Raw genomic sequence first — 25,496 nt, forward strand, 5'->3', positions numbered from 1 at the left:
GGGAGAATAGAACCTGTGGACCTAAGCGATCAGTCTGGAGCCTGCCGGTGAACCCTTCCACCGCGCAGGCCAGGGTCATCGTCGACGAACTCGTCCGCAACACCGTCTCGCACGTCATCCTCTGCCCGGGTTCCCGCAACGCGCCGCTGTCGATCGCGCTCTACGACGCGGCCGCGGCCGGGAAGCTCCAGCTCCACGTCCGCATCGACGAGCGCGGCGCCGCCTTCCTCGCGCTCGGCATCGCCGCGCGCACCGGCCGCCCGGTGGCCCTGCTGTGCACGTCCGGCACCGCGGCCGCGAACTTCCACCCCGCCGTGCTGGAGGCCGACCGCGCCGGCGTCCCGCTGATCGTGCTGACCGCCGACCGGCCGCCCGAGCTGCGCGCGGCCGGCGCGTCGCAGGTCATCGACCAGCACCGGCTGTTCGGCAACGCGATCCGCTACTTCGACGAGCTGGCCGTCGCCGAGCGCCGCGCCGGGCAGAACTCGTACTGGCGCAGCCAGATCTGCCGGGCCTGGAACGCCGCGTACGGCGAGTGGCGCTGCGGCCCGGTGCACCTGAACATCCCGTTCCGCGAGCCGCTCGTCCCGGATCTGGACGACGACGGCGAATGGTACGAATCGCTCGAAGGCCGTCCCGACGGCGAGCGCTGGACCGAGCTGCCCGACTTCGGCGCGCTGCCGTCGTTCGTGGTGCCTTCGGCGCGCCACGGCCTGGTCATCGCGTGTGACACCGGCGTGCAGGCGGCCAGCGAGTGGGCCGAGCAGCACGGCTGGCCGGTGATCTCGGAGACCGGCGGCCTCGGGCTGTCCGGCGGCACGGCGATCTCGTCCGGCGCGTGGCTGCTGGGGGTCGAGGAGTTCATCAAGCGGCACAAGCCCGAGCAGGTGCTCTGCCTGGGCCGGCCGACGGTGTTCCGGCAGATCCAGAACGTCCTCTCGGACGCGTCGGTCGAGGTCCTGCTGGTGCGCCCGGACTCGGACTGGCCGGCGCCCGCGCACAACGTCCGGCAGGTCGGGCAGTGGTTCGACGAGCCGACCAAGCCCGCCGACCCGGAGTGGCTCGCCAGCTGGCGCCGCGCCGACGCGGCAGCGTCGGCGGCGGTCACGTCGGTGCTGGATTCGGAGCCGTGGCCTTCGGGGCTTCGCCTGGCGTCGGAGCTGGTGGACGCGCTGCCCGCGGACTCGCTGCTGGTGGTGGGCTCGTCCAACCCCACACGCGACGTCGCGCTGGCCGGCCGGCTGCGCCCGGACGTCCTGGTGCACCGCAACCGCGGGGTCGCCGGCATCGACGGCACGGTCTCGACGGCGATCGGCGCGGCGTACGTCCACCGCGGCCCGTCGTACGCGCTGCTGGGTGACCTGACGTTCCTGCACGACGCGTCGGGGCTGCTGACCGGACCCGCCGAGCAGCGCCCGGACCTGACGATCGTGGTCTGCAACGACGACGGCGGCGGCATCTTTTCGCTGCTGGAGCAGGGCGCGCCGGAGCATTCCGCGAGCTTCGAGCGGGTGTTCGGGACACCGCACGGGGCGGACCTGGGCGCGCTGTGCGCCGGGTATCGCGTGCCGCACGTCGTCGCGGAGACGTTGACGGAGTTCCAGGCGGCGCTGCGGCCGGCGCCGGGGCTGCGGGTGGTGGAGGTGCGGGTGGACCGTTCGCGGCACCGCGACCTGCACGCCCGGTTGCGCTCCGCGGTGTCGACGGCGGTTTCGGCCGTCTGACGGGAGCGGTCAACCGCTTTCCGGGTGTGATCCCAGCAGGCAAGATCCTCCCTTCGGCTGTTCCTGGGTGCTTCCTGGCTGGCTACGTTCGAGCGCGCTGATTCTCACCCGTTGGAGGGATTCGAATGCGTGCAAGAACTCGCACCGGCTTCGGTGTGCTCGCGGCCGGGGTTGCCTCGGTGCTGCTCGCCGGCACCGCCAGTGCGGCCCCGGCACCCGGCGCGCCCGGTGTCGGTGACTCGTACTACCCGAACGCCGGCAACGGCGGGACGGACGTGCTGCACTACGACATCCGCCTGACCTACCAGCCCGCGACCGACGTCCTCGCCGGGACGACGACGCTGCTGCTCACCGCGACCCAGGACCTCTCGCGGTTCGACCTGGACTTCGCGCTCAAGGCGTCGAGCGTGCTGGTGAACAACCGGCCCGCGCAGTTCACGAACCAGACCGGCAACGGCGAGCTCGTCGTCACGCCGGCGCAGCCGCTGCTCAAGGGCCAGACCGCGACGGTCGTCGTCGCCTACTCGGACACCCCGTCGACCGAGTCCGTCGACGGCATCAACGCCTGGAAGAAGGGCTCCTTCGGCGCGCTCGGCATCGACGAGCCGCAGAGCTCCGCGTGGTGGTTCCCGGCCAACGACCACCCGACCGACAAGGCGACCTACGACGTCTCGATCGAGGCCCCGGACGACAACGTTGCCATCTCCAACGGCTCCCTCGTGCGCAAGACGAAGAGCCGCGCCGGCTGGACCCGCTGGCAGTGGCGGAGCACGAAGCAGCAGGCCACGTACCTGACGTCGTTCATCGTCGGCAAGTACGAGGTCAACCAGTCGACGACGCCCGAGGGCCGGCCGTTCGTGTCGGCGTACGGCAGCGACCTCGGCGACTCGCTGTACGCGGCGAAGGCCAGCGTCGAGCGGACGCCGGAGATCGACGCGTTCCTGGCGACGAAGTTCGGGCCGTACCCGTTCGAGGCCGAGGGCGGCGTGGTCACCACCGGCATCGGCTTCTCGCTGGAGAACCAGACCCGGCCCACGTACGGCGCGCGCAACTTCGCGGCGGGCTCCAACACGACGCTGATCGCGCACGAGAACGCCCACCAGTGGTTCGGCGACAACGTGTCGCTCGGCCGCTGGAGCGACATCTGGCTGAACGAGGGCTTCGCGTCCTACGCCGAGTGGCTGTGGTCGGAGCACGAGGGCGAGGGCACGGTCGCCGAGCTCGCGCAGTACACGTACGACTCCAACGCGGCCGACGCCGCGCTGTGGAAGCTCGTCCCGGCCGACCCGGGCGCGGACAACCAGTTCGACAACGCGGTGTACGACCGCGGCGCGCTGACGCTGCAGGCGCTGCGGACGGCGGTCGGTGACGAGGCGTTCTTCAAGATCCTGCAGACCTGGCAGGCCCAGAAGGGCGGCTCGCACGGGCGGATCCTCGAGTTCATCGCGCTCGCCGAGAAGGTTTCGGGCAAGCCGCTGCACGAGCTGTTCCAGACCTGGCTGTACACGGCGGGCAAGCCGTCGGTGGGCCCGAACGGCGCTTCGCCTGCAGCTTTCACCGCGCGCGCGGCCTCGGTGAAGCCGAAGTCGTTCGACCAGATCCAGGCCAACCACCGGAATCTCGCCACGGAGCACCAGCACTGAGCAGTACCGCTACGCTCGCGGCGTGAGCACGAAAGGTGAGCGGGCGAGGCGCGTCGGCTGGTGGGTCACCGTCGGCGTCGCCTCGCTCCTCACCGTGATGTGCGTCTGCCTGCTCTTCGCGGCGATCCGCAACGACCGCGCGATCGCCGCCCAGCTCGGCACGGCGACGGCCACGGTCGACTCGGTGGCCTTCGACCGCACGATCATCCACTTCGAAACCCCGGACGGCATCGTCCACAGCCCGGCGAACGGGGTGTTGTACCCCGACGGCCTGGCGGCGGGCCAGCTGGTCCGCATCGAGTACGACGCGACGGACCCGGAGCTGGCCCGGGTGGCGGGCCGCTCGGCGACGTTGACGTTGCTGCCGCTGGGGAGCTTCGTGCTGTTCACCTGGCTGGTGGCGGGGCCGATCCTGTGGTGGATCCGGCGGCAGAACAAACGAGCTGACGCCGAGCTCCCGGCCGCCGCCTGACCAGCCAAAACACCCCGCCACACCCAGGGGGCCGTGCCCTGTCCCAGTCTATCGGCGCCCACCCCCTCGAAGGGGTGACGCGGCAAATCTGTGGACAGCCGCGCCCGATGTGGACAACTCAGGCCGTCCCCTGCCATCGGCTCCGGGTGATTTCGTACTCGACCTCACCCTGCTCGGCGCCCGGGAGCACCTCGTCATAGTCCGCGGCCGAAGTGAACGCGCGGGCGAACGTGAGCCCGGCTGAAGCCATCGTCGCGCGGGACGGGGTGTTGACCGCCATCGTCTGGGCGAAGATGCGGTCGAGGCCGAGCTCCGAGAAGCCGTACCGGATCAGCTCGAGGGAGCCTTCGCGGGCGTATCCCTGCCGCCAGTGCCGGCGCAGCAACCGGTACCCCAGCTCGGCTTCGCCTTCGACGTCGGGCTGGTCCGGGCCGTGCGGTGGCCGCAGGATCCACCAGCCGACGAAGTCACCGGCGGCGAAGCCCATCCAGAAGCCGAAGCCGGGTGCGGTCGCCATCCGGCGCCGGTGCGCGGCCTCGACCTCGGCGCGGGTCGCGGCCCGCCCCGTCAGGTACCGCATTACTTCGGGGTCCGAGTCCAGCTCGTACTCCAACTCGAGGTGCTCGTCGGCCAGCGGAACGAGGGTCAGACGCGGCGTGTGGAGCGTGGGCATGCGTCGATCATCACCGCGCGCGCAACCGGTTTCAGCTCGCGTGGGCCGTCTCCTGCCACCAGCCCAGCACCTCGTCCGCCACGCCCGGCGCCGCCACCAGCAGGCCGTCCGTGGGCAGGGCCGTGTCCTCGCCGTGCTTGTCCAGCACCACCGCGCCCGCCTCGATGGCCATCGCCACCGAGCCCGCGACGTCCCATTCGTGGTAGCTGTGCAGCACCGCCGCCGCCGCGTGGCCCAGCGCCACCTGCGCGATCGACAACGCCGCGCAGCCCAGGACCCGGACCCCCGCGTGGGCCGCCGCCGCTCGCCCGATGAACTCGCCCATCCCCGGCCAGGGGCCGCGGCGGGCGAACTCCGTGAACACCAGAGCGCCCGCCGTGACGCAGCGGTCCGTCAACCGCACCGGTTTGCCGTTCGCGCGGGCCCCTCGTCCGCGCGCCGCGGCGTAGATCTGGGCGCGGTACGGGTCCGCCACCACACCCACCACCGGTCCGGCCGCGTCCACCAGCGCCAGGCTGTACGCGCACCACGGCACCCCGGCGACGTAGTTCGCCGTGCCGTCCACCGAGTCGACCACCCAGCGGTACTCGGCGACGTCCGCGCCGTGGTCGGCGCCGAACTCGTGGCCGACCACCGGGATGCCCGGGAACTCCGCGGTCAGCACGCGCCGGGTGTGCCGTTCGAGGATCCGGTCGGTGTCGGTGACCCAGTCGAACGGGGAGTCCAGCGTGGCCGGGTGCGCCCCCCGTCCGGCGGTCGCGGTGATGACGTCGGTGGCGTCGTTGGCCAGCCGACCGGCGACTTCGAGGGCCCTCGACAGCAGGCCGGGCTCCACGGGCCGCGGCGGCCTGGAGGACAAGAGGGTCATGCCTGCTTAGTCTGGGCCCCGCTGGTTTCCGGCACACGACCTTGAGATGACATGTCGTGGCCGATCTGTTCCGGAACCGTTGGCCGCCGTGTCACGCGGTCGCCAGGATCGGGTGCGATGGTCGGATCGTGCGAGTCGCGATAGTCACCGAAAGTTTCCTGCCCCAGGTGAACGGCGTGACCAACTCCGTCCTCCGGGTGGTCGAGCACCTGCGCGAACGCCGGCACGACGTGCTGATCATCGCGCCCGGCCCGGGCCCGGACTCCTACCGCGGCGCCCCGGTGATCCGGATCCCGGCGCTCGACTTCCCCGGCGTCCACTCGCTGCCGATCGGCGTGCCGACCCGCACGGTGCTGAACGCGCTGGCCGCGTTCGGCCCGGACGTCGTGCACCTGGCCTCGCCGTTCGTGGTCGGCGCGCGCGGGCTGGCCGCGGCGCGCCGGCTGCGGGTGCCGTCGATCGCCGTCTACCAGACCGACATCGCCGGGTTCGCCGCCGCGTACGGCTTCGGCCTCGCCGCCCGCGCCGCGTGGCGCTGGGTGCGGCGGCTGCACTCGCGCGCCGACCGGACGCTGGCGCCGTCCAGCGACTCGGTCGAGCAGCTGGAGCTACACGGCGTCCCGCGGGTGCACCGCTGGGCGCGGGGGGTCGACATCGATCGGTTCTCCCCGGAGCACGCCGACGCGGCGCTGCGGGCCGAACTCGCGCCGAACGGCGAGCTGCTCGTCGGGTTCGTCGGCCGGCTGGCGCCCGAGAAGGAAGTCGACCGGCTGGCCGCGCTGGCCGGGGTGCCGGGGATCCGCGTGGTCGTCGTCGGTGACGGCCCCGAACTCGAAAGCCTCAAGGCGCAACTGCCGGACGCGGCGTTCCTCGGCGCGAAGTACGGCGACGAGCTCTCGGCGGCGTACGCGAGCTTCGACGTCTTCGTCCACACCGGCCCGCACGAGACGTTCTGCCAGGCGGTGCAGGAAGCGATGGCGTCCGGCCTGCCGGTGCTCGCGCCGGACGCGGGCGGCCCGAAGGACCTCGTGCTGCCCGGCCGCACCGGCTACCTGCTGCCCGCGGACCGCGAGCTGTTCGGCCCGGCACTGCTCGAGAAGATCGACGCCCTGCGCGACGCCGCGCTGCGGGCGCGGCTCGGTGAGAAGGCGCGCAAGGTGGTGCTCGGGCGGACCTGGCCCGCCGTCTGCCACGAGCTGATGGGGCACTACGAAGCCGTGCAGGGCCGCGCCGCCCGCGCGGCCTGACCATGCACATCGTCCAGCTCGCGAACTTCTACGGGCCACGCTCGGGCGGGTTGCGCACGGCACTGCACCACCTCGGCGCCGGGTACGTCGCGAGCGGGCACGAGGTGACGCTCGTGGTGCCCGGCACCCGCTACGCCGACGAAGTCCTGCCGACCGGCGTCCGCCGGTTTTCCCTGCCCGCGCCGAAGATCCCGGGCACCGGCGGCTACCGCGCCGTCGACCCGCACCGGGTCCGCGCGGTGCTGCGCAAGCTCGAGCCGGACCGCCTGGAGGTGTCGGACCGGCTGACGCTGCGGGGGATGGGCGGCTGGGCGCGGCGGCACGGCGTCCCCAGCACGGTGATCTCCCACGAGCGCCTCGACCGGCTGCTGGAGCAGTTCCTGCTACCCGAGGTTGTGGCGCGCCGCGTCGCCGACGTCGCCAACCGGCGGATGGCGGCGAGCTACGACACGGTCGTCTGCACCACGGCGTTCGCACGGGCGGAGTTCGACCGGATCGAGGCGCCGAACGTCCACCGCGTGCCGCTCGGCGTCGACCTCACGACGTTCCGGCCCGCCATGCGCGACGACGGCTGGCGCACCGACCTCACCGGGGGAGCGGACGCGCTGCTCGTCCACTGTGGACGCCTGTCGCCGGAGAAGCACGTGGAGCGCAGCGTGGACACCGTCGCGGAGCTGACGGAGTCGGGCGCGCGGGTGCGGCTGGTCGTAGCCGGCGACGGCCCGCGAAGACGCGCGCTGGAACGCCGGGCGCGCGGCCTGCCGGTGACGTTCCTGGGGTTCCTGTCCGGCCGCGGCGACGTCGCACGCCTGCTGGCCAGCGCGGACGTCTCACTGGCGCCGGGCCCGCACGAGACATTCGGGCTCGCCGCGCTGGAGGCCCTGGCGTCCGGGACGCCGGTGGTGGTCTCGGCGTCGTCGGCGCTGCGGGAGATCGTCCGGCCGGGCTGCGGCGCGGCGGTGGACGACCACGCGCCCGCGTTCGCCTCGGCCGTCACGAACCTCCTGGTGAGCCCGGAAGACCTGCGCCGCGCGGCGGCCCGGGCGCGGGCCGAGGAGTTCACCTGGCCGGCCGCGGTGGCCGGAATGCTGGCCGCCTTCCGCTGACACGGCACTGGTCAGGGCTTTCCGAGGCGGCCGTAGCCGGGGTGGACGCCGGGCGTGAGGTTCTGCTCGTCGGCGACCTTGGTCAGCAGGGTGTGGAGGGTGGCGCGTTCGTCGTCGGTGAGTGCCGCGGTGATCGTGCGTTCGTGCGCCATCGCCGTCTGCGCGACGCGGCCCATCAGTTCCCGGCCCGCCGAACTCAGCTCCAGCGCGTAGAGCCGCCGGTCCTCGGCGTTGCGGCGGCGTTCGATCAGGCCGCGCTTCTCCAGGCCGTCGACCAGCGGGACCAGCCGGGTCGCCGGCGTGCCGAGCTGCTTGGCCAGCTTCTGCTGGCTCTGCCCCGGTCGGGACGCGACCAGCCGCAGCAGCCCGACCTGCGCCGGCGTCAGGTCCAGCTCGCCGATCCGCTCGGTGAACCGCTGTGCCGCGTGCGCGCCGACCTGGGCCAGCAGGAACGCGCTGCCGAACCGGGGAGCTTCCATGGCCGGAACGATAGCCGTTGACAATCGATTACACCAGTGTAATCGTTTAAGGCATGAAACGAATTGCGATCATCGCCTACGGCCTGTTCACCGTCGCCGGGGGAGTCCTCGGCGCCACCGGCACCCGCCCGGACTCCTCCGCCGCCGACGTCGCCGCCTACAACGCCACCCACCAGGGCCTCGTCCAGCTGCTCGCGCTGGTCGTCTTCGGCGCGGGGCTGTCCTTGGCGACCTGGACCGCGGCCGCCAGACCGCCGCAGCTCGGTTTCGCCGGTGGCCTGCTCGCGTCGGGTTCGCTGCTGCTGAGCGGCCTCGCCACTTGGACGGCCGCCCAGAACCCGGACCTCGCCCGCGCCTTCACCTCGCTGGCCTTCGCCGGCGGCGCCTTCGGATTTGCGGTGCCCCTGGCGCTGCTGATCGCGGTTGTGGCCCGGACCGAGCGAAAGTGGCTGGCGGTCACCGGGTACGTCATCGCCGCGCTGGCCGGGCTTTCGGCGTTCGGCATGCTGACCGACGTGCTCTACCCGTTGATCCCGGTCGGCCGCTTCGGCGGCCTCGTCTGGCTGGTGCTCGCGACCTTCCTCAAGCGCCGCGACTAATCTCAAGTCATGTCACGCGCAAGCCTGGACAAGGACCCGCACGAAGTCGCCGCCATGTTCGACGGCGTCGCGGACGGGTACGACCGGGCGAACTCGTTCATGACCTTCGGCTTCGACCGGCGCTGGCGCACCACCACCGCCCGCGTGCTCGACGCCCGCCGCGGCGAGAAGGTCCTGGACCTCGCCGCCGGCACCGGGGTGTCCACCGTCGAGTACGCCCGCGGTGGCGCCTGGTGCCTGGCCGCGGACTTCTCGTTCGGCATGCTCCGCGCCGGGCTGCACCGCAAGGTGCCGATGGTCGCGGCGGACGCGCTGAACCTGCCGTTCGCCGACGAGAGCTTCGACGCCGTGACGATCTCCCTGGCGCTGCGGAACTTCGTCGACACGAAGGCCGCGCTCACCGAGATCGCCCGCGTGGTCAAGCCGGGCGGCCGGCTGGTGATCTGCGAGGTCTCGACACCGCCGTTCGCGCCGATCCGGTTCATCCACCGGCGGTTCATGCTGAAGCTGCTCACGTGGGTCGGCAAGCGGACGTCGTCCAACCCCGAGGCCTACTCCTACCTGGCCGAATCGATGCTGGCCTGGCCGGACCAGCGCACGCTCGGCGAGATCATCGCGAGCGCCGGCTGGGCCGACGTCGAGTGGTTGAACCTCACATTCGGCGTCGTCGCGATCCACCGCGCCCGGAAGCCTGCCTAAACTCGCGGTATGAGTCGTCGAAGCCCTGACCAGGACGCCGAAGTCATCGTCGTCGGCGCCGGACCGGCCGGGTCCACCGTCGCGACCTACCTCGCCCGGTCGGGCGTCGACGTCCTGCTGCTGGAGAAGACCGAGTTCCCGCGCGAGAAGGTCTGCGGCGACGGCCTGACCCCGCGCGGCGTCAAGCAGCTGATCGACCTGGGGATCGACACGAGCGAAGACGCCGGCTGGGTGCACAGCCGCGGCCTGCGGATCCTCACCGGCGACCTGACGCTCGAACTCGACTGGCCGGACCTCACCAGCTATCCGCCGTACGGCGTTTCCCGCACGCGTCACGACTTCGACGACCTGCTCGCGAAGCTCGCGGTCAAGGCGGGCGCGCGGCTGTACGAGCGCACGACCGTCACCAGCGCGATCACCGACACGACAGGGCGTGTGGTCGGCGTCGAGGCGAAGGTCGGCCCGGAGCGGACGCCGGTCAACTACCGCGCACCGCTCGTCCTGGCCTGTGACGGCGTGTCCGCGCGGCTCGCGCTGAGCGTCGGCATCCAGAAGAACGAGAAGCGCCCGATGGGCGTCGCGGTGCGCCAGTACTACAAGAGCCCGCGTCACGACGACCCGTTCATCGAGGGCCACCTCGAGCTGTGGGACAAGTCGGATCCGCGCGACCCGAAGCTGCTGCCGGGTTACGGCTGGGCGTTCCCGCTCGGCGACGGCACGGTGAACGTCGGCCTCGGCATGCTCTCGACGTCCGCCTCGTTCCGGAACACCGACTACCGCGCGCTGCTGCGCCAGTGGCTCGACGGGACGCCGGAAGAGTGGGGCTACCGCGAGGAGAACGCGATCGGCAAGGTCGGCGGCGCCGGCCTCCCGATGGGCTTCAACCGCACCCCGCACTACCGCGACGGCCTCCTGCTGCTCGGCGACGCGGGCGGCATGGTCAGCCCGTTCAACGGCGAAGGCATCTCGGCGGCGATGGAGTCCGCGCAGATCGCCGCGGAGGTCGTCGTCCAGGCGCTGGCACGGCGCGAAGGGCCTTCGCGTGAGCGGGCACTGGAGGCGTACCCACGCGCGGTCCGTGAGCTGATGGGCGGCTACTACCAGCTGGGGAACGTCTTCGCGAAGATCATCGGCAAGCCGAAGATCATGCACGCCTGCACGAAGTACGGGCTGCGGATCAACAAGCTCCTGCCGCTGGTCTACAAGGGCCTGTCGGGCTGCTACGACGCCAAGGGCGGCGACGGCGTCGACCGCCTCATCTCGGCCCTCGCCAAGGCGGCCCCCTCCCCGCGCTGACCCCCGAAGCTGTCACTTTCCCTGGGAAAGATGCGTCTCGAGGGCCCTCCGACGCATCTTTCCCAGGGAAAGCTCGGGGTTGGTCGCGCGCGCGGACACACGGGTGGAGTAACAAGTTGGCCGTGCGGTCAGTGGGATAGCTCACAGGTCAACGCCCGGATTGTCCGCCCGGCGGGCGATCTTGAAGGGTCTTCGCGCAGGTCGCGCGGGCGCCGTTGCCGGGCTGTGACAACGTTGGCGCTGGAACTTAGGGCACCCTGATAACACGGGGGCCTAGGGACAAGAATGTGAGTCGCGTCCTACACTCCCCCCATGCTTTGTGAATCCCTTCACATCCACGACGAGTGGCTTGTGAACTATTTCACAAGCACGCCGTGGCCCCGCCACGGGCCGTAAGGAGACCCTGACCCTCGGCGGTGTGACCCAGGTCCCTTAGGGTGCCGACGAGGCCGGCGGTTCCACCACAAGCAAAACCGCAGCGGCGCGGAAAGGATGGCGAAGACCCCGTGCTGACGTTGCTGACCCGGACCGACACGGTGCAGCTGGCGCAAGAGGCCCCGAGCCTGAAGCCCTACCTGCCCCTGGTCCTGTTGTTCGTGCTGGCGCTCGGTTTCGCCGTGCTGTCGGTGCTGCTGGGCCCGCTGGTCGGCCCCAGCCGCTACAACAAGGCCAAGTTCGAGGCCTACGAGTGCGGCATCGAGCCGTCCCCGCAGCCGCTCGTCGGCGGCGGCCGGATGCCGGTGGCGTACTACATCACCGCGATGCTGTTCATCCTGTTCGACATCGAGATGGTCTTCCTCTACCCGTTCGCCGTGCAGGCGGACGCGCTGGGCACCTTCGGCCTGGTGGAGATCCTGCTGTTCATCGCGACGGTCGGCTTCGCGTACGCCTACGTGTGGCGGCGCGGCGGCCTGGATTGGAACTAGACCCATGGGCCTCGAAGAGAAACTCCCCAACGGCATCCTGCTGGCCAGTCTCGAAGGTCTCGTCAACTGGTCGCGGAAGAACTCGATGTGGCCCGCGACCTTCGGGCTCGCCTGCTGCGCGATCGAGATGATGACCGTCGGCGGCTCCCGCTACGACATCGCCCGCTTCGGCATGGAGCGCTTCAGCGCGACGCCGCGGCAGGCCGACCTGATGATCGTCGCCGGCCGGGTCACCCAGAAGATGGCCCCGGTCCTGCGCCAGATCTACGACCAGATGGCCGAGCCCAAGTGGGTGCTCGCGATGGGCGTCTGCGCCTCCTCCGGCGGCATGTTCAACAACTACGCCGTGGTCCAGGGCGTCGACCACATCGTGCCGGTCGACATGTACCTGCCCGGCTGCCCGCCGCGGCCGGAGATGCTGCTGGACGCGATCCTCAAGCTGCACGCCAAGATCCAGGACGAGCCGATCAACGCCCGCCGCGCCGCCATCCGCGCCGCCAGCGGGGCGCGCACCGAGCTCGTCGCGTCGTCGATCAAGTACGCGAAGAAGTAGAGCGATGACTGAAACCCCTGAGACCGGCGGCGAGCAGTCCAGCGCCGACCGCCCCGAAGGCGGCCTCGAGCCCCGCGGCACCCGGCCCGCCGAGCCCGTCGTCACCGGCCGCGAACGCCAGGGCATGTTCGGCGTGCACGGTTCCGGCGACACCTCCGGCTACGGCGGCGTCCGGCTCCCGGCCTACAGCCCCGCGCCGGCCGAGCGCCCGTACGGCGGCTGGTTCGACCAGTTCGCCGACGAGTTCTACGCGGCACTGGCGGACAACAAGATCCCCGCCGAAGCGATCCTGCAGACGACGGTCGACCGCGGCGAGATCACCTTCTACGTCGCCCGCGAGCAGCTGCCCGCGATCGCGAAGGTGCTGCGCGACGACGGCGGTCTCCGCTTCGAGCTGCTGTCCTCGGTGTCCGGCGTGGACTACGGCGTCGACGTCCCGCAGCGGCTGCACTCGGTGTACCACTTCACTTCCCTCACCTACCGCCGCCGCATCCGGCTCGAGGTCACCCTCGACGTCGACGACGCGCACGTGCCGTCGCTGGTCGGGATCTACCCGACCGCCGACTGGCAGGAGCGGGAGACCTGGGACATGTTCGGCATCGTCTACGACGGCCACCCGGCGCTCACCCGCATCCTCATGCCGGACGACTGGGACGGCCACCCCCAGCGCAAGGACTACCCGCTCGGCGGGATCCCGGTCGAATACAAGGGCGCGGAGATCCCGCCGCCGGACCAGCGGAGGTCTTACTCGTGACGATCAACGACGAAACCACCGAAGTCCCGGAAGCCGATTCCCGCGACACGACCGAAGGCCGCGTCTACTCGGTCTCCGGCGGTGACTGGGACGACGTCGTCGCCGACGCCCAGCACGACGAGCGCATGGTCATCAACATGGGCCCGCAGCACCCGTCGACGCACGGCGTGCTCCGGCTCGTGCTGGAGATGGAGGGCGAGACCGTCACGCAGCTGCGGTCGGTCATCGGCTACCTCCACACCGGCATCGAGAAGAACTGCGAGTACCGGACCTGGACCCAGGGCGTCACCTTCGTGACGCGCATGGACTACCTGGCCCCGCTTTCGACGGAGATGGCGTACTGCCTCGGCGTCGAGAAGCTGCTGGGCATCCGGGCGCCGCGGCGCGCGGAACTGCTGCGCGTGATGCTGCTGGAGATCAACCGGATCGGCTCGCACCTGGTCTACATCGCCACCGGCGGCATGGAGCTCGGCGCCACCACCGCGATGACGCTCGGCTTCCGCGAGCGCGAGGTCGTGCTGCACCTGCTGGAGCACCTCACCGGCCTGCGCATGAACCACGCGTTCATCCGCCCCGGCGGCCTCGCGCAGGACATGCCCGAGGACTACCGCGAGAAGGTCACCGAATTCGTCAAGACGATGAAGGAACGCCTTCCGCTGTACGACAAGCTCTTCACCGGGCAGCCGATCTGGCGCAACCGGCTCAAGGGTGTCGGGTACCTGCCGGTGGACGCGTGCCTCGCGCTCGGCGTCACCGGCCCGGTGCTGCGGTCCGCGGGCCTGCCGTGGGACCTGCGCAAGACCGAGCCGTACTCCTGCTACGACGAGTTCGACTTCGACGTGCCCGTGGACAACGGCGCCGACTGCTGGTCGCGCTACCTGATCCGGGTGCACGAGATGCACGAGAGCCTCAAGATCATCGAGCAGTGCCTGGAGAAGCTCGAGCCGGGCCCGGTCATGGTCGAGGACAAGAAGGTCGCCTGGCCCGCGCAGCTGTCGATCGGCAGTGACGGCATGGGCAACTCGCTCGAGCACGTCAAGAAGATCATGGGCCAGTCGATGGAGTCCCTGATCCACCACTTCAAGCTGGTCACCGAGGGCTTCAAGGTGCCGGCCGGGCAGGTCTACACGTCGGTCGAGTCGCCGCGCGGCGAGCTGAGCGCGCACCTGGTGTCCGACGGCGGCACCCGGCCGCTGCGGGTCCACGTGCGCGAACCGAGCTTCGTGAACCTGCAGTCGATGCCCGCAATGGCCGAAGGCGGCCTGGTCGCGGACGTAATCGCCGCGATCGCCTCGATCGACCCCGTCATGGGGGGAGTGGACCGATGACCTCATCCACCGCGGTGCCCGAGCCCGGGCCCCACGCGGCCGACCAGACGCACGCCGCGGCCGGCGGCGACGTCGACGTGATCGCCATCGCGCCCGACCCCGCGGTCGCCGCCGGGATCATCGAAGACACGCCGCTCGAAGACATCTTCGACGAAGGTGTCGTCGCGCGGGCCCAGGACCTGATCGCGCGTTACCCGGTGTCCCGCTCGGCGCTGCTGCCGATGCTGCACCTCGTGCAGTCCGTGCAGGGCTACGTCAGCCAGGAGGGCATCGCGTTCTGCGCGAAGCAGCTCGAGCTGTCCGACGCCGAGGTCAGCGCGGTCGCGACGTTCTACACGATGTACAAGCGCAAGCCGTGCGGTGAGCACCTCGTGAGCGTCTGCACCAACACGCTCTGCGCGGCCATGGGTGGCGACGCGATCTACAAGAAGCTCCAGTCGCACCTCGGGTCCGAGTCGGAACCGCTGGGGCACAACGAAACCGCGGGCACGCCGAACGAGCCGGGCTCGATCACCCTCGAGCACGCCGAGTGCCTCGCGGCCTGCGACCTCGCGCCGGTCATCCAGGTCAACTACGAGTACTTCGACAACCAGACCGAGGACAAGGCCGTCGCGCTGGTCGACGCGCTGCAGGCGGGCAAGCGCCCGGCCCCGACGCGTGGCGCCCCGCTGACGAACTTCAAGGGCGCCGAGCTGCAGCTCGCCGGGTTCTTCCCGGAGGACGAGCGCCAGTACCGCACGGACGTCGACGGTCCTTCGCAGGCCGTCGAAACCCTGCGGGGCGCGCAGATCGCGCAGGAGCGCGGCTGGGTCGCGCCGGTCGCCCAGGACGTCCCGCTGCCTGCTGTGCCTGTTAAAGATGGGGAGAAGAAGTAATGGCAGATCCCATTACGCCGGTCCTCACGAAGCGCTGGCTGTCGCCGAACTCCTGGCAGATCGGGACGTACGAAGCTCTCGAGGGCTACACGGCCGTCCGCAAGGCGCTCGCCGGCACGCCGGAGCAGCTCGTCCAGCTGGTCAAGGACTCGGGCCTGCGCGGCCGCGGCGGCGCGGGCTTCCCGGCCGGCATCAAGTGGTCGTTCATGCCGCCGAACTTCGACAAGCCGCACTACCTGGTGATCAACGCCGACGAAGGCGAACCCGGGACGTGCAAGGACATCCCGCTGATGATGGCGGACCCGCACTCGCTCATCGAGGGCTGCATCATCGCCTCGTACGCGATGCGCTCGAACCACTGCTTCATCTACGTCCGCGGTGAGGCGCTGCACTGCATCCGCCGCCTCAACGCGGCCGTGCGCGAAGCCGAAGCGGCGGGCTACCTGGGCGAGAACATCCTCGGCTCCGGCTTCGACCTCAAGATCACCGTCCACGCGGGAGCGGGCGCGTACATCTGCGGTGAGGAGACGGCGCTGCTCGACTCGCTGGAAGGCCGTCGTGGCCAGCCGCGGCTCAAGCCGCCGTTCCCCGCGGCCGCGGGTCTCTACGCCGCGCCGACCACGGTCAACAACGTCGAGACCATCGCGAGCGCGCCGTTCATCGTCAACGGCGGTTCGAGCTGGTTCCGCGAGATGGGCCGCGAGAAGTCGCCCGGCCCGAAGATCTACTCGATCTCCGGCCACGTCGAGAAGCCCGGCCAGTACGAGTGCCCGCTCGGCACCACGCTGCGCGAGCTGCTGGACATGGCGGGCGGCATGAAGGACGGGATCCCGCTCAAGTTCTGGACCCCGGGCGGCTCGTCCACCCCGATGTTCACCGCCGAGCACCTCGACGTTCCCCTGGACTTCGAGGGCGCGGCGGAAGCCGGGTCGATGCTGGGGACGACCGCCGTCCAGGTCTTCAACGAGACCGTGTCGGTGCCGTGGGCCGTGATGAAGTGGACGCAGTTCTACGAGCACGAGTCCTGCGGCAAGTGCACCCCGTGCCGCGAAGGCACGTACTGGCTCGCGCAGATCCTCGAGCGCATGGTCGACGGCCACGGCACCGAGGAGGACATCGACACCCTCCTCGACGTCTGCGACAACATCCTCGGCCGGTCGTTCTGCGCCCTCGGTGACGGCGCGGTGTCGCCGATCCAGAGCGGCATCAAGTACTTCCGCGAAGAATTCCTGGCGCTGTGCGAGAAGAACCGGCACGAAGCGACCAAGCCCGAACTGGTGGGAGCGCAGGCATCATGACGATCGCCCCCGACAAGACCGAGACCGCCGAGACGCCGGTCCCCGAGGGCCACGTCAAGCTGGTCATCGACGGCGAAGAGGTCATCGCCCCCAAGGGTGAGCTGCTGATCCGCACGGCCGAACGCCTCGGCACGGTCATCCCGCGGTTCTGCGACCACCCGCTCCTCGACCCGGCCGGCGCCTGCCGCCAGTGCCTGGTCGAGGTCGAGATGGGCGGCCGGCCGATGCCGAAGCCGCAGGCGTCCTGCACGATGACCGTCGCCGACGGCATGGTCGTCAAGACGCAGCTGACGTCGCCGGTCGCGGACAAGGCCCAGCAGGGTGTGATGGAGCTGCTGCTCATCAACCACCCGCTGGACTGCCCGATCTGCGACAAGGGCGGCGAGTGCCCGCTGCAGAACCAGGCGCTGGCCCACGGCCGCGCGGAGTCGCGGTTCGTGGACACCAAGCGGACGTTCCCGAAGCCGCTGCCGATCTCGACGCAGGTGCTGCTGGACCGCGAACGCTGCGTCCTCTGCCAGCGCTGCACCCGGTTCTCCCGCGAGATCGCCGGCGACCCGTTCATCGAGCTCCTCGAACGCGGCGCCCACCAGCAGATCGGCACCGCGGAGACGGCGGACGTGCTCGACCTGGCGTCGCGGACGACGTCCGGCCAGCCGTTCCAGAGCTACTTCTCCGGCAACGTCATCCAGATCTGCCCGGTCGGCGCTTTGACGAGTGCCGCCTACCGGTTCCGTTCCCGCCCGTTCGACCTGGTGTCCTCGCCGAGCGTCTGCGAGCACTGCTCGTCCGGCTGCGCCGAGCGCACCGACTTCCGGCGCGGCAAGGTCCAGCGCAAGCTGGCCGGCGACGACCCCGAGGTCAACGAGGAGTGGATCTGCGACAAGGGCCGCTTCGCCTTCCGCTACGTGGGCGCCGAGGACCGCATCCGGCGTCCCTTGGTCCGCAACCGCGAGACCGGTGAGCTGGAAGAGGCGTCCTGGACCGACGCGCTGCGAGCAGCCGCGGCCGGCCTCACCGAGGCCCGCTCCAACGGCGGCGTCGGCGTGCTGCCCGGAGGCCGGCTGACCGTCGAGGACGCCTACGCGTACTCGAAGTTCGCCCGCGTCGCCCTGCAGACCAACGACGTCGACTTCCGCGCCCGGCCGCACTCGGCCGAGGAGCTCGCGTTCCTCACCTCGCACGTCGTGGGCGTGACCCCGGAGTCCGGCGTCACCTTCGCCGAGATCGAGCGGGCCCGCACGGTCCTGTGCGTGGCGTTCGAGCCCGAGGACGAGGCGCCGATCGTGTTCCTGCGGCTGCGCAAGGCGGCCCGCAAGAACCGCACCCGCGTCGTCCACTTGGGACAGTGGACGACGTCGTCGGTGCAGAAGACGTTCGGCGAGCTGCTCGCCTGCGTCCCCGGCGCCGAGGCCGCGGCCATCGAAGGCATCGCCAAGCACGCGCCGGACCTCGACGAGGGCCTGCGCGGCGAGAACGCGGTCGTCCTGGTCGGCGAGCGTGCCGCTTCGGTGCCGGGCCTGTTCTCCGCGCTGCACGACCTGGTGGAGCGCACCGGCGTCCGGCTCGCGTGGATCCCGCGCCGCGCCGGTGACCGGGGTGCGCTGGAGACCGGCTGCGTGCCGTCGCTGCTCCCCGGCGGCCGCCGAGTCGGTGACGACGCCGCGCGTGTCGCCGTCGAAAACGATTGGGGCGTCCCGCTTCCGTCCGCTCCCGGCCGCGACGCGACCGAGATCCTCAAGGCCGCTTCGAGCCGCGAGCTCGGCGGCCTGGTCGTCGGCGGGGTCGACCCGTTCGACCTGCCGGACCCGGACCTGGCGCTGCGCGCGCTGGACAACGCGGGGTTCGTCGTCAGCCTCGAACTGCGGCACAGCGCGGTGACCGAACGCGCGGACGTCGTGCTCCCGGTGGCGGCGTCGGACGAGAAGGCCGGCAGCTTCCTCAACTGGGAAGGCCGCACCCGCCCGTTCGACATCACCATCGAGGGGGTCGGCACCCTGCCGGACTGCCGGGTGCTCGACACCTTGGCCGTCGAGATGGACGTCGACCTGTTCACGCAGACGCCGGCCGCCGCGCGCGGTGACTACGAGAAGCTCGGCCCGGCTTCGGCGCTGCGCTGGGGTCACGTCGAAGCCGAAACCGGAGGCGCCACCGCGGCTCCGGGCGCCGGCCAGGCGATCCTGTCGACCTGGCGCCAGCTGATCGACAACGGGTCCCTGCAGGACGGCGAGCCGCACCTCAAGGGCACCCAGCGCACGCCGGTCGCGCGGCTGTCCGCGAAGACCGCGGAAGGCCTGGGCGCCGTCGTGAAGGTGAGCACCGAACGCGGCGCGATCACGCTGCCGATCGAGGTCGCCGACCTGCCCGACGGCGTGGTGTGGCTGCCGGGCAACTCCGACGGCTCCGCCGTGGCCAAGACGCTCGGCGCCGGTCACGGCGCCGTGGTGAACCTCGCTGGGGGTGAACAGTGACACCGTTGCTGACCGAAGCTGCCGTGGGCAGTGTGCCGGACGCGGCGACGCGTGCGGCGCTGCTCGCGGACGACCCGTTCTGGCTGATCCTGCTGAAGTCCGTGGTCATCCTGCTGATCGGGCCGATCATGACGATCTTCCTGATCGTCTGGGAGCGCAAGGCCGTCGGCCGGATGCAGAACCGGCCCGGCCCCAACCGGGTCGGCCCCGGCGGTTACCTGCAGTCCCTGGCGGACGCGATCAAGCTGCCGTTCAAGGAACAGATCATCCCGGACACCGCCGACCGCAAGGTGTACTTCCTCGCGCCGGTGCTGTCCGCGGTGCCCGCGCTGATCGCGCTGTCGGCCATCCCGTTCGGCCCGGTCGTGTCGATCTTCGGCGAGCGGACCGTGCTGCAGCTGCTTGACCTGCCGGTCAGCGTGCTGGTGATCCTGGCCTGCTCCTCGATCGGCGTGTACGGCATCGTGCTCGCCGGCTGGGCGTCCGGTTCGCCGTACCCGCTGCTCGGCGGCATGCGCTCGGCGGCGCAGGTGATCTCGTACGAGATCGCGATGGGCCTGTCGATCGTCGCGGTGATCCTGCAGGCCGGTTCGCTGGACCTGGCCGACATCGTCGCCAAGCAGCAGCCGGTGTGGTTCCTCTACCTGGTCCCGAGCTTCGTGATCTACCTGATCTCGATGGTCGGTGAGACCAACCGCGCCCCGTTCGACCTCCCCGAGGCCGAGTCGGAGCTGGTCGGCGGCTTCCACACCGAGTACAGCTCGATGAAGTTCGCGATGTTCTTCCTCGCCGAGTACGTCAACATGGTGATCGTCTCGGCGTTCGCCACCACGCTGTTCCTCGGCGGCTGGATGGCCCCGTGGCCGCTGTCGCTGATCGGGAACAACGTGCTCAACACCGGCTGGTGGCCGGTGCTGTGGTTCTTCGCGAAGATGTTCGTCCTGCTCTTCGGGTTCATCTGGCTGCGCGGCACGCTGCCCCGCCTGCGCTACGACCAGTTCATGCGGCTGGGCTGGAAGGTCCTGGTCCCGCTGAACCTGGTGTGGATCGTCATGGTGACCTTCGCGAAGGTCATCACCTGGAACACCGCGTCGATCATCATCGCCGCGGTCGCGATCTTCATCGTGCTCGCCCTGTTCTTCTACGTCCGCGCCGCGGGCCGCGAGGAAGAGAGCGAGAGCATCCCGGTGACCGGCGGCGGGTTCCCGGTGCCGCCGCTGGACCTCAAGGTTCCGCAGACCACCCCGCGTCAGAAGGCTTTGGCCAAGGCCGAAGCCAAGGCGGCCCGCCGCAAGCCGGCAGCCGTCGGCACCGCAAAGGAAGGAGCGCAAGATGGGGTTTCTTGATCCCGTCAAGGGCTTCGGCGTCACCTTCGGGATGATGTTCAAGAAGGTCGCCACCGAGGAGTACCCGGAAGCCGGCGCCCCCGCCGCCCCGCGGTACCACGGCCGGCACCAGCTGAACCGCCACCCGGACGGCCTCGAGAAGTGCGTCGGCTGCGAGCTGTGCGCCTGGGCGTGCCCGGCGGACGCGATCTTCGTCGAGGGCGGTGACAACACCGAGGAGGCCCGGTTCTCGCCGGGTGAGCGGTACGGCGCGGACTACCAGATCAACTACCTGCGCTGCATCGGCTGCGGCCTCTGCATCGAGGCGTGCCCGACGCGGTCGCTGACGATGATCAACTTCTACGAGCTGGCCGACGACGACCGCCAGCGGCTGATCTACACGAAGGAAGACCTGCTCGCCCCGCTGCTGCCCGGCATGGAGCAGCCGCCGCACCCGATGCGGCTGGGCGAGAACGAGCAGGACTACTACGTGAACGGCCCCGAACTCGCGCGCGGGGAGGTCAAGCCGTGATCACCGCACTCCTGGCCCAGGCGCCCACCGGCGCCGCCGCGGGCGTGACGACCGGTGAGGCCATCGCGTTCTGGATCCTCGGCCCGGTCTGCCTGCTCGGCGCGCTCGGCATGATCTTCTCCCGCAACGCCGTGCACTCGGCGCTGTGGCTGGTGCTGACCATGCTGAGCCTGGGCGCGCTGTACATGATCCAGTCGGCGCCGTTCCTCGGCTTCACGCAGATCATCGTCTACACCGGCGCGATCATGATGCTGTTCCTGTTCGTGCTGATGCTGGTCGGCCGCGAGAGCTCGGACTCGGTCGTCGAGGTCCTGCGCGGGCAGCGGCTGGCCGCGACCGTGCTCGGCATCGGGCTGGCCGCGCTGCTGGCCACCGGCATCTACCGGGCGATGGACAACGTCACCCCGGCCGTCCCGCTCGACTCGGCCACCCCGGCCGGCGGCGGGCCGAAGGGCCTCGGCCGGCTGATCTTCACCGACTACCTCTTCCCGTTCGAGCTGACGTCGGCGCTGCTCATCACCGCCGCGGTCGGCGCGATGGTGCTGGCCTTCACCGACCGGCACGCCAAGGGCGGGAAGCTCACCCAGAAGGAGCTCGTCGTGCTGCGCTTCCGCGGCGAGCACGACCGGCCGTCGCCGCTGCCCGGCCCGGGTGTCTTCGCCACCGCCAACTCGGTGGCCACCCCGGCGCTGCTGCCGGACGGCACGGTCGCGCCCGAGTCGCTGTCGGCGATCATCGAGTCCACCTCGGCGATCGAGCTGGCGAAGGAACGCAAGCTCGTCAAGGACGAGGGCCCGCACCCGGACGCGCACGCGCTGGTCGGTTCGGAGCCCTCGGACTCTTCGGAAGCCGAAGGGGAGAAGGAATGACCCCGACGTACTACCTGCTGCTGTCGGCGCTGCTGTTCTCGATCGGCGCCGTCGGGGTGCTGGTGCGCCGCAACGCGATCGTCGTGTTCATGTGCATCGAGCTGATGCTGAACGCGGTGAACCTCTCGCTCGTGACGTTCGCCCGGATCAACGGCAGCCTCGACGGCCAGATCATGGCGTTCTTCGTGATGGTCGTCGCGGCCGCCGAGGTCGTGGTCGGCCTGGCGATCATCATGGCCATCTTCCGCACCCGGCGCTCGGCCTCGGTCGACGACACCAACCTGCTGAAGTACTAGGAGACACCGAGTGACCGCATCATCGTGGCTGCTGGTGGCCCTCCCTGCCCTCGGCGCCTTGATCCTGCTGTTGACGGGCAAGCGCGCGAAGGCCTGGGGGCATCTGCTCGGCTGTGCCACCGTCACGCTGGCCTTCGTCTACGGCCTGATCCTGTTCTTCACCGCCGACACCGGCACCACGACGGACACCAAGCTGTACTCGTGGATCCCGGCCGGCGCGCTGCAGATCGACTTCGGGCTGCGGATCGACGCGCTGTCGCTGACGTTCGTGCTGCTCATCACCGGCGTCGGCATGCTGATCCACTACTACTCGATCGGCTACATGGCCGACGACGAGGGCCGGTACCGCTTCTTCGCGTACCTGAACCTCTTCGTCGCGTCGATGCTGATCCTGGTGCTGGGCGACAGCTTCGTGACGCTGTACCTCGGCTGGGAAGGTGTGGGTCTCGCCTCGTACCTGCTCATCGGCTGGTACCAGGGCCGCCCGTCCGCCGCGACCGCGGCGAAGAAGGCGTTCCTGATGAACCGCGTCGGTGACGTCGGGCTCGCGGTGGCGATCTTCATCATGTTCAAGTACGCGGGCTCCACCGGTTACGCGCAGGTCTTCCAGGCGGTCGGCGACGGCAAGTTCCCGCCGGCCGCGATCACCGCGATGGCGATCATGCTGCTGCTGGGCGCCTGCGGTAAGTCCGGCCAGTTCCCGCTGCAGGCCTGGCTCCCGGACGCGATGGAGGGCCCGACCCCGGTGTCGGCCCTGATCCACGCGGCGACGATGGTCACCGCCGGTGTCTACCTGGTGGCCCGCTCGCACGACATCTTCAACGCGACTCCGGACGGCCGCCTGATCGTGACGCTCGTCGGCACGGTGACCTTGCTGCTCGGGTGCATCATCGGCTGCGCGTACGACGACATCAAAAAGGTCCTGGCGTACTCGACGGTCAGCCAGATCGGCTACATGATGCTGGCCGTCGGCCTCGGCCCGATCGCGTACGCGCTCGGCATCATGCACCTGGTGGCGCACGGCTTCTTCAAGGCCGGGCTGTTCCTCGGCGCCGGGTCGGTCATGCACGGCATGAACGACGAGGTCGACATGCGGAAGTTCGGCGGCCTGCGCAAACACATGCCGATCACCTTCGTCACGTTCGGCCTCGGCTACCTGGCCCTGATCGGCATCCCGCCGCTGTCGGGCTTCTTCACCAAGGACGCGATCATCGAGGCGGCGTTCAGCCAGGGTGGCTGGCGCGGCTGGGTGATGGGTGGCGCCGCACTGCTCGGCGCCGGGCTCACCGCGTTCTACATGACCCGCCTGATGGTGATGACGTTCTTCGGCAAGGAACGCTGGAAGGACATCAAGAGCACCGACGGCCGCGACTTCCACCCGCACGAGTCGAAGGCGATCATGTGGGTCCCGATGGCGGTCCTGGCGGTCGGCTCGGTCGGCGCCGGCTTCTTCTTCTCCCAGGGTGATCGCTTCGCCGAATGGCTCAAGCCGTCGGTCGGCGAACTCGTGGAAGAGCACCACGCGCCGTTCGACGCCTGGGTGATCTCCACCGGGGCGATCGTGTTCTCACTGCTGGGCGTGCTGATCGCGTGGCTGATCTTCCGCCGTGACGTCCCGGTCGAGCGGCCGGAACGGGTTTCGTTCGTCACCCGCGCCGCCCGCAAGGACCTGTACGGCAACACCCTCAACGAGACGCTGGTCGCCCGTCCGGGCACCTGGCTCTCGCGGGCGCTGGTGTTCGTCGACAACCGCGGGGTCGACGGCGCGGTCAACGGTCTCGCCGCCTCCCTCGGCGGCGGCTCCGGCCGGCTGCGGCGGCTGCAGACCGGGTTCGTCCGGTCCTACGCGCTGTCGATGCTCGGCGGCACGTTCCTGCTTCTGGCGGCTCTCCTGCTGGTGAGGTTCTCCTGATGACCTGGTTGCTGATCCTCATCCTGCTGCCGCTGGCCGGCTCCCTGGTGCTGGCGTTCCTCAAGGGGAACGACCGCGCCGCGGTGCTGGCCGCGCTGGCCTTCTCGATCCTCGAGTTCCTGCTGATCATCCCGTTCTGGCTCAGCTACTCGCCGTCCGGCGCGCGGCTGCAGATGACGTCGAGCGTCGACTGGATCCCGAGCTTCGGGGTGCACATCTCGTTCGGCACCGACGGCATCTCGCTGGTGATGATCGCGGTGATCGCGCTGCTGGTGCCGATCGTCGTCGGCGGGCTCGGTGTGCTGGACAAGCTGCCGCCGGGCCGCAGCGCGGGCGGGTTCCTCTCGCTGATCCTGCTGCAGGAAGCGCTCACGATCGGCGTCTTCGCCGCGACCGACGTCTTCCTGTTCTACGTGCTGTTCGAGATCATGCTGATCCCGATGTACTTCCTCATCGGCGGGTACGGCGGCGCGAACCGGCAGTACGCGGCGGTGAAGTTCTTCCTCTACTCGTTCCTCGGCGGCCTGATCATGCTGGCCTCGGCGATCGGGGCGTACTCGCTCGCCAAGGACAAGCTCGGGCACGGCACCTTCGACTGGGCCACGCTGGTCACGGTCGTCCGGGACGCGCCGCTGAGCACGCAGATCTGGCTGTTCCTCGGGTTCTTCCTGGCGTTCGCGATCAAGGCGCCGCTGGTGCCGTTCCACACCTGGCTGCCGGACGCGGCGGGGGAGGCGCCGATCGGCGTCGCCGTCCTGCTGGTCGGCGTGCTGGACAAGGTCGGCACGTTCGGGTTCCTGCGCTACTGCCTGCCGATGTTCCCCGACGCGAGCAAGACCCTGGCGCCGCTGGTGCTGGTGCTCTCGGTGGTCGGTGTCCTCTACGGCTCGATCCTGGCCGCGGGGCAGCGGGACATGAAGCGGTTCATCGCCTACGTCTCGATCGCGCACTTCGGCTTCATCTCGCTCGGCATCTTCGCGTTCAACGAGCAGGCGATGATCGGCTCGGCGACGTACATGCTGAACCACAGCCTCGCGACCGGCATGCTGATCGTGGTGATCGGCCTGGTCGTCGCGCGCGGCGGGTCGTCTCGCATTTCGGACTACGGCGGCATGGCGAAGGTGACCCCGCTGCTGGCGGGGCTGTTCCTGCTCGCCGGTCTGTCGACGCTTTCGCTGCCGGGCACCAACTCGTTCGTCTCCGAGTTCCTGGTGCTCATCGGGTCCTATGTGGACCAGCCGGTCTACGCGATCCTCGCGACGGTCGGCATGGTCCTGGCCGCGGCGTACGTGCTCTGGCTCTACCAGCGCGTGATGCAGGGTCCGGTCCGTGGTGACGCGCTGGTCGGCGTCGGCGGCGGGCCGGGCACGGCGATCGCGCCGGAGCTGGGCGCGAAGAAGGCCATCCGCGACCTGAACGGCCGCGAGATCGCGATCCTCGCGCCGCTGGTCGTGCTGATCATCGTTCTCGGCTTCTACCCGAAGCCGGTGCTCGACACAGTCACCCCGACGGTGCAGCAGACGCTGTCCGCGGTCCAGGGAGGCAAGTAAC

24 protein-coding genes are annotated in these 25,496 nt (G+C 70.2%); 21 read left to right on the forward strand and 3 right to left on the reverse strand.

Going from position 1 to position 25,496, the window contains the following annotated elements:
* The first annotated feature begins 47 nt into the window (after positions 1 to 47).
* The 3 genes from menD to ACIA5G_RS02815 all read left to right on the forward strand — a co-directional run bounded on the left by menD (position 48) and on the right by ACIA5G_RS02815 (position 3,839).
* Positions 48 to 1,724, forward strand: a complete 1,677-nt coding sequence (gene menD, locus ACIA5G_RS02805; RefSeq protein WP_395920508.1) for a 2-succinyl-5-enolpyruvyl-6-hydroxy-3-cyclohexene-1-carboxylic-acid synthase — start codon at positions 48 to 50, stop codon at positions 1,722 to 1,724.
* A 125-nt stretch (positions 1,725 to 1,849) separates the two neighbouring features.
* Positions 1,850 to 3,367 (forward strand): M1 family metallopeptidase, encoded by a 1,518-nt coding sequence (locus ACIA5G_RS02810; protein WP_395920509.1) that lies wholly within the window; start codon positions 1,850 to 1,852, stop codon positions 3,365 to 3,367.
* Between the two features lie 22 nt (positions 3,368 to 3,389).
* Positions 3,390 to 3,839, forward strand: coding sequence for a DUF3592 domain-containing protein (locus tag ACIA5G_RS02815; protein ID WP_395920510.1), 450 nt, complete (start codon positions 3,390 to 3,392; stop codon positions 3,837 to 3,839).
* A gap of 118 nt (positions 3,840 to 3,957) precedes the next feature.
* On the opposite strand, the gene ACIA5G_RS02820 is transcribed toward ACIA5G_RS02815, so the two are convergent.
* Positions 3,958 to 4,512: a GNAT family N-acetyltransferase gene (locus ACIA5G_RS02820; protein ID WP_395920511.1), complete on the reverse strand. Its 555-nt coding sequence runs from the start codon at positions 4,510 to 4,512 to the stop codon at positions 3,958 to 3,960.
* 31 nt (positions 4,513 to 4,543) lie between these two features.
* On the reverse strand, positions 4,544 to 5,380 hold the full coding sequence (locus tag ACIA5G_RS02825; protein ID WP_395920512.1) for an inositol monophosphatase family protein: 837 nt from the start codon (positions 5,378 to 5,380) through the stop codon (positions 4,544 to 4,546).
* A 176-nt stretch (positions 5,381 to 5,556) separates the two neighbouring features.
* On the opposite strand from ACIA5G_RS02825, the gene ACIA5G_RS02830 reads away from it, so the two are divergent.
* Both ACIA5G_RS02830 and ACIA5G_RS02835 read left to right on the forward strand, forming a co-directional pair.
* Positions 5,557 to 6,627, forward strand: a complete 1,071-nt coding sequence (locus tag ACIA5G_RS02830; RefSeq protein WP_395920513.1) for a glycosyltransferase family 4 protein — start codon at positions 5,557 to 5,559, stop codon at positions 6,625 to 6,627.
* Positions 6,628 to 6,629: 2 nt separating this feature from the next.
* Entirely contained in the window at positions 6,630 to 7,733 is a 1,104-nt protein-coding gene (locus ACIA5G_RS02835) for a glycosyltransferase family 4 protein (RefSeq protein ID WP_395920514.1), read from the forward strand.
* A gap of 11 nt (positions 7,734 to 7,744) precedes the next feature.
* Here ACIA5G_RS02835 and ACIA5G_RS02840 read toward each other — a convergent pair whose 3' ends face one another.
* Positions 7,745 to 8,212 carry a MarR family winged helix-turn-helix transcriptional regulator gene (locus ACIA5G_RS02840; RefSeq protein ID WP_395920515.1) on the reverse strand — a complete coding sequence of 156 codons (468 nt, stop codon included), beginning with the start codon at positions 8,210 to 8,212 and terminating at the stop codon, positions 7,745 to 7,747.
* 53 nt (positions 8,213 to 8,265) lie between these two features.
* Between ACIA5G_RS02840 and ACIA5G_RS02845 the strand changes: the two genes are divergently transcribed.
* From ACIA5G_RS02845 to ACIA5G_RS02920, 16 genes are all read left to right on the forward strand, one after another.
* Positions 8,266 to 8,811 carry a DUF4386 domain-containing protein gene (locus ACIA5G_RS02845; RefSeq protein WP_395920516.1) on the forward strand — a complete coding sequence of 182 codons (546 nt, stop codon included), beginning with the start codon at positions 8,266 to 8,268 and terminating at the stop codon, positions 8,809 to 8,811.
* 9 nt (positions 8,812 to 8,820) lie between these two features.
* The gene (locus ACIA5G_RS02850) at positions 8,821 to 9,510 is read left to right on the forward strand and encodes a demethylmenaquinone methyltransferase (protein ID WP_086838659.1); all 690 of its coding nucleotides are present in this window, start codon (positions 8,821 to 8,823) and stop codon (positions 9,508 to 9,510) included.
* Positions 9,511 to 9,519: 9 nt separating this feature from the next.
* A complete protein-coding gene (locus tag ACIA5G_RS02855; protein WP_395920517.1) occupies positions 9,520 to 10,806 on the forward strand; it encodes a geranylgeranyl reductase family protein in 1,287 nt (428 codons plus the stop codon).
* A 506-nt stretch (positions 10,807 to 11,312) separates the two neighbouring features.
* Positions 11,313 to 11,732, forward strand: coding sequence for an NADH-quinone oxidoreductase subunit A (locus ACIA5G_RS02860; protein ID WP_395920518.1), 420 nt, complete (start codon positions 11,313 to 11,315; stop codon positions 11,730 to 11,732).
* Between the two features lie 4 nt (positions 11,733 to 11,736).
* Positions 11,737 to 12,285: an NADH-quinone oxidoreductase subunit B family protein gene (locus ACIA5G_RS02865; RefSeq protein WP_020643101.1), complete on the forward strand. Its 549-nt coding sequence runs from the start codon at positions 11,737 to 11,739 to the stop codon at positions 12,283 to 12,285.
* Positions 12,286 to 12,289: 4 nt separating this feature from the next.
* Positions 12,290 to 13,039: an NADH-quinone oxidoreductase subunit C gene (locus ACIA5G_RS02870; protein WP_395920519.1), complete on the forward strand. Its 750-nt coding sequence runs from the start codon at positions 12,290 to 12,292 to the stop codon at positions 13,037 to 13,039.
* The gene (locus tag ACIA5G_RS02875; RefSeq protein WP_395920520.1) at positions 13,036 to 14,367 is read left to right on the forward strand and encodes an NADH-quinone oxidoreductase subunit D; all 1,332 of its coding nucleotides are present in this window, start codon (positions 13,036 to 13,038) and stop codon (positions 14,365 to 14,367) included. The genes ACIA5G_RS02870 and ACIA5G_RS02875 overlap by 4 nt, the downstream gene beginning before the upstream one ends.
* Positions 14,364 to 15,242, forward strand: coding sequence for an NADH-quinone oxidoreductase subunit NuoE (nuoE, locus tag ACIA5G_RS02880; protein WP_395920521.1), 879 nt, complete (start codon positions 14,364 to 14,366; stop codon positions 15,240 to 15,242). The genes ACIA5G_RS02875 and nuoE overlap by 4 nt, the downstream gene beginning before the upstream one ends.
* A complete protein-coding gene (nuoF, locus tag ACIA5G_RS02885; protein WP_395920522.1) occupies positions 15,242 to 16,540 on the forward strand; it encodes an NADH-quinone oxidoreductase subunit NuoF in 1,299 nt (432 codons plus the stop codon). Before nuoE ends, nuoF begins: the two co-directional genes overlap by 1 nt.
* Positions 16,537 to 19,011, forward strand: coding sequence for an NADH-quinone oxidoreductase subunit G (locus tag ACIA5G_RS02890; RefSeq protein WP_395920523.1), 2,475 nt, complete (start codon positions 16,537 to 16,539; stop codon positions 19,009 to 19,011). Before nuoF ends, ACIA5G_RS02890 begins: the two co-directional genes overlap by 4 nt.
* Positions 19,008 to 20,357: an NADH-quinone oxidoreductase subunit NuoH gene (nuoH, locus tag ACIA5G_RS02895; RefSeq protein WP_395920524.1), complete on the forward strand. Its 1,350-nt coding sequence runs from the start codon at positions 19,008 to 19,010 to the stop codon at positions 20,355 to 20,357. Before ACIA5G_RS02890 ends, nuoH begins: the two co-directional genes overlap by 4 nt.
* On the forward strand, positions 20,344 to 20,868 hold the full coding sequence (gene nuoI / locus ACIA5G_RS02900) for an NADH-quinone oxidoreductase subunit NuoI (RefSeq protein ID WP_395920525.1): 525 nt from the start codon (positions 20,344 to 20,346) through the stop codon (positions 20,866 to 20,868). The genes nuoH and nuoI overlap by 14 nt, the downstream gene beginning before the upstream one ends.
* Positions 20,865 to 21,737 (forward strand): NADH-quinone oxidoreductase subunit J, encoded by an 873-nt coding sequence (locus tag ACIA5G_RS02905; protein WP_395920526.1) that lies wholly within the window; start codon positions 20,865 to 20,867, stop codon positions 21,735 to 21,737. Before nuoI ends, ACIA5G_RS02905 begins: the two co-directional genes overlap by 4 nt.
* Positions 21,734 to 22,033 (forward strand): NADH-quinone oxidoreductase subunit NuoK, encoded by a 300-nt coding sequence (nuoK, locus tag ACIA5G_RS02910; RefSeq protein ID WP_247060354.1) that lies wholly within the window; start codon positions 21,734 to 21,736, stop codon positions 22,031 to 22,033. Before ACIA5G_RS02905 ends, nuoK begins: the two co-directional genes overlap by 4 nt.
* Positions 22,034 to 22,043: 10 nt before the next feature.
* On the forward strand, positions 22,044 to 23,945 hold the full coding sequence (gene nuoL, locus ACIA5G_RS02915) for an NADH-quinone oxidoreductase subunit L (protein ID WP_395920527.1): 1,902 nt from the start codon (positions 22,044 to 22,046) through the stop codon (positions 23,943 to 23,945).
* Complete coding sequence (locus tag ACIA5G_RS02920) at positions 23,945 to 25,495, forward strand: NADH-quinone oxidoreductase subunit M (protein ID WP_395920528.1); 1,551 nt, start codon at positions 23,945 to 23,947, stop codon at positions 25,493 to 25,495. Before nuoL ends, ACIA5G_RS02920 begins: the two co-directional genes overlap by 1 nt.
* Position 25,496 lies beyond the last annotated feature (1 nt).

The organism is Amycolatopsis sp. NPDC051758 (assembly GCF_044453095.1).
Lineage (GTDB): Bacteria > Actinomycetota > Actinomycetes > Mycobacteriales > Pseudonocardiaceae > Amycolatopsis.

Coding starts and splice junctions, on each gene's coding strand:
- nuoF (WP_395920522.1), top strand. CDS start 15,242: ATGGCAGATCCCATTACGCCGGTCCTCACGAAGCGCTGGCTGTCGCCG.
- ACIA5G_RS02810 (WP_395920509.1), top strand. CDS start 1,850: ATGCGTGCAAGAACTCGCACCGGCTTCGGTGTGCTCGCGGCCGGGGTT.
- nuoK (WP_247060354.1), top strand. CDS start 21,734: ATGACCCCGACGTACTACCTGCTGCTGTCGGCGCTGCTGTTCTCGATC.
- ACIA5G_RS02850 (WP_086838659.1), top strand. CDS start 8,821: ATGTCACGCGCAAGCCTGGACAAGGACCCGCACGAAGTCGCCGCCATG.
- nuoE (WP_395920521.1), top strand. CDS start 14,364: ATGACCTCATCCACCGCGGTGCCCGAGCCCGGGCCCCACGCGGCCGAC.
- ACIA5G_RS02855 (WP_395920517.1), top strand. CDS start 9,520: ATGAGTCGTCGAAGCCCTGACCAGGACGCCGAAGTCATCGTCGTCGGC.
- ACIA5G_RS02845 (WP_395920516.1), top strand. CDS start 8,266: ATGAAACGAATTGCGATCATCGCCTACGGCCTGTTCACCGTCGCCGGG.
- ACIA5G_RS02835 (WP_395920514.1), top strand. CDS start 6,630: ATGCACATCGTCCAGCTCGCGAACTTCTACGGGCCACGCTCGGGCGGG.
- nuoI (WP_395920525.1), top strand. CDS start 20,344: ATGGGGTTTCTTGATCCCGTCAAGGGCTTCGGCGTCACCTTCGGGATG.
- ACIA5G_RS02865 (WP_020643101.1), top strand. CDS start 11,737: ATGGGCCTCGAAGAGAAACTCCCCAACGGCATCCTGCTGGCCAGTCTC.
- ACIA5G_RS02920 (WP_395920528.1), top strand. CDS start 23,945: ATGACCTGGTTGCTGATCCTCATCCTGCTGCCGCTGGCCGGCTCCCTG.
- ACIA5G_RS02825 (WP_395920512.1), bottom strand. CDS start 5,380: ATGACCCTCTTGTCCTCCAGGCCGCCGCGGCCCGTGGAGCCCGGCCTG.
- ACIA5G_RS02890 (WP_395920523.1), top strand. CDS start 16,537: ATGACGATCGCCCCCGACAAGACCGAGACCGCCGAGACGCCGGTCCCC.
- ACIA5G_RS02870 (WP_395920519.1), top strand. CDS start 12,290: ATGACTGAAACCCCTGAGACCGGCGGCGAGCAGTCCAGCGCCGACCGC.
- ACIA5G_RS02820 (WP_395920511.1), bottom strand. CDS start 4,512: ATGCCCACGCTCCACACGCCGCGTCTGACCCTCGTTCCGCTGGCCGAC.
- ACIA5G_RS02840 (WP_395920515.1), bottom strand. CDS start 8,212: ATGGAAGCTCCCCGGTTCGGCAGCGCGTTCCTGCTGGCCCAGGTCGGC.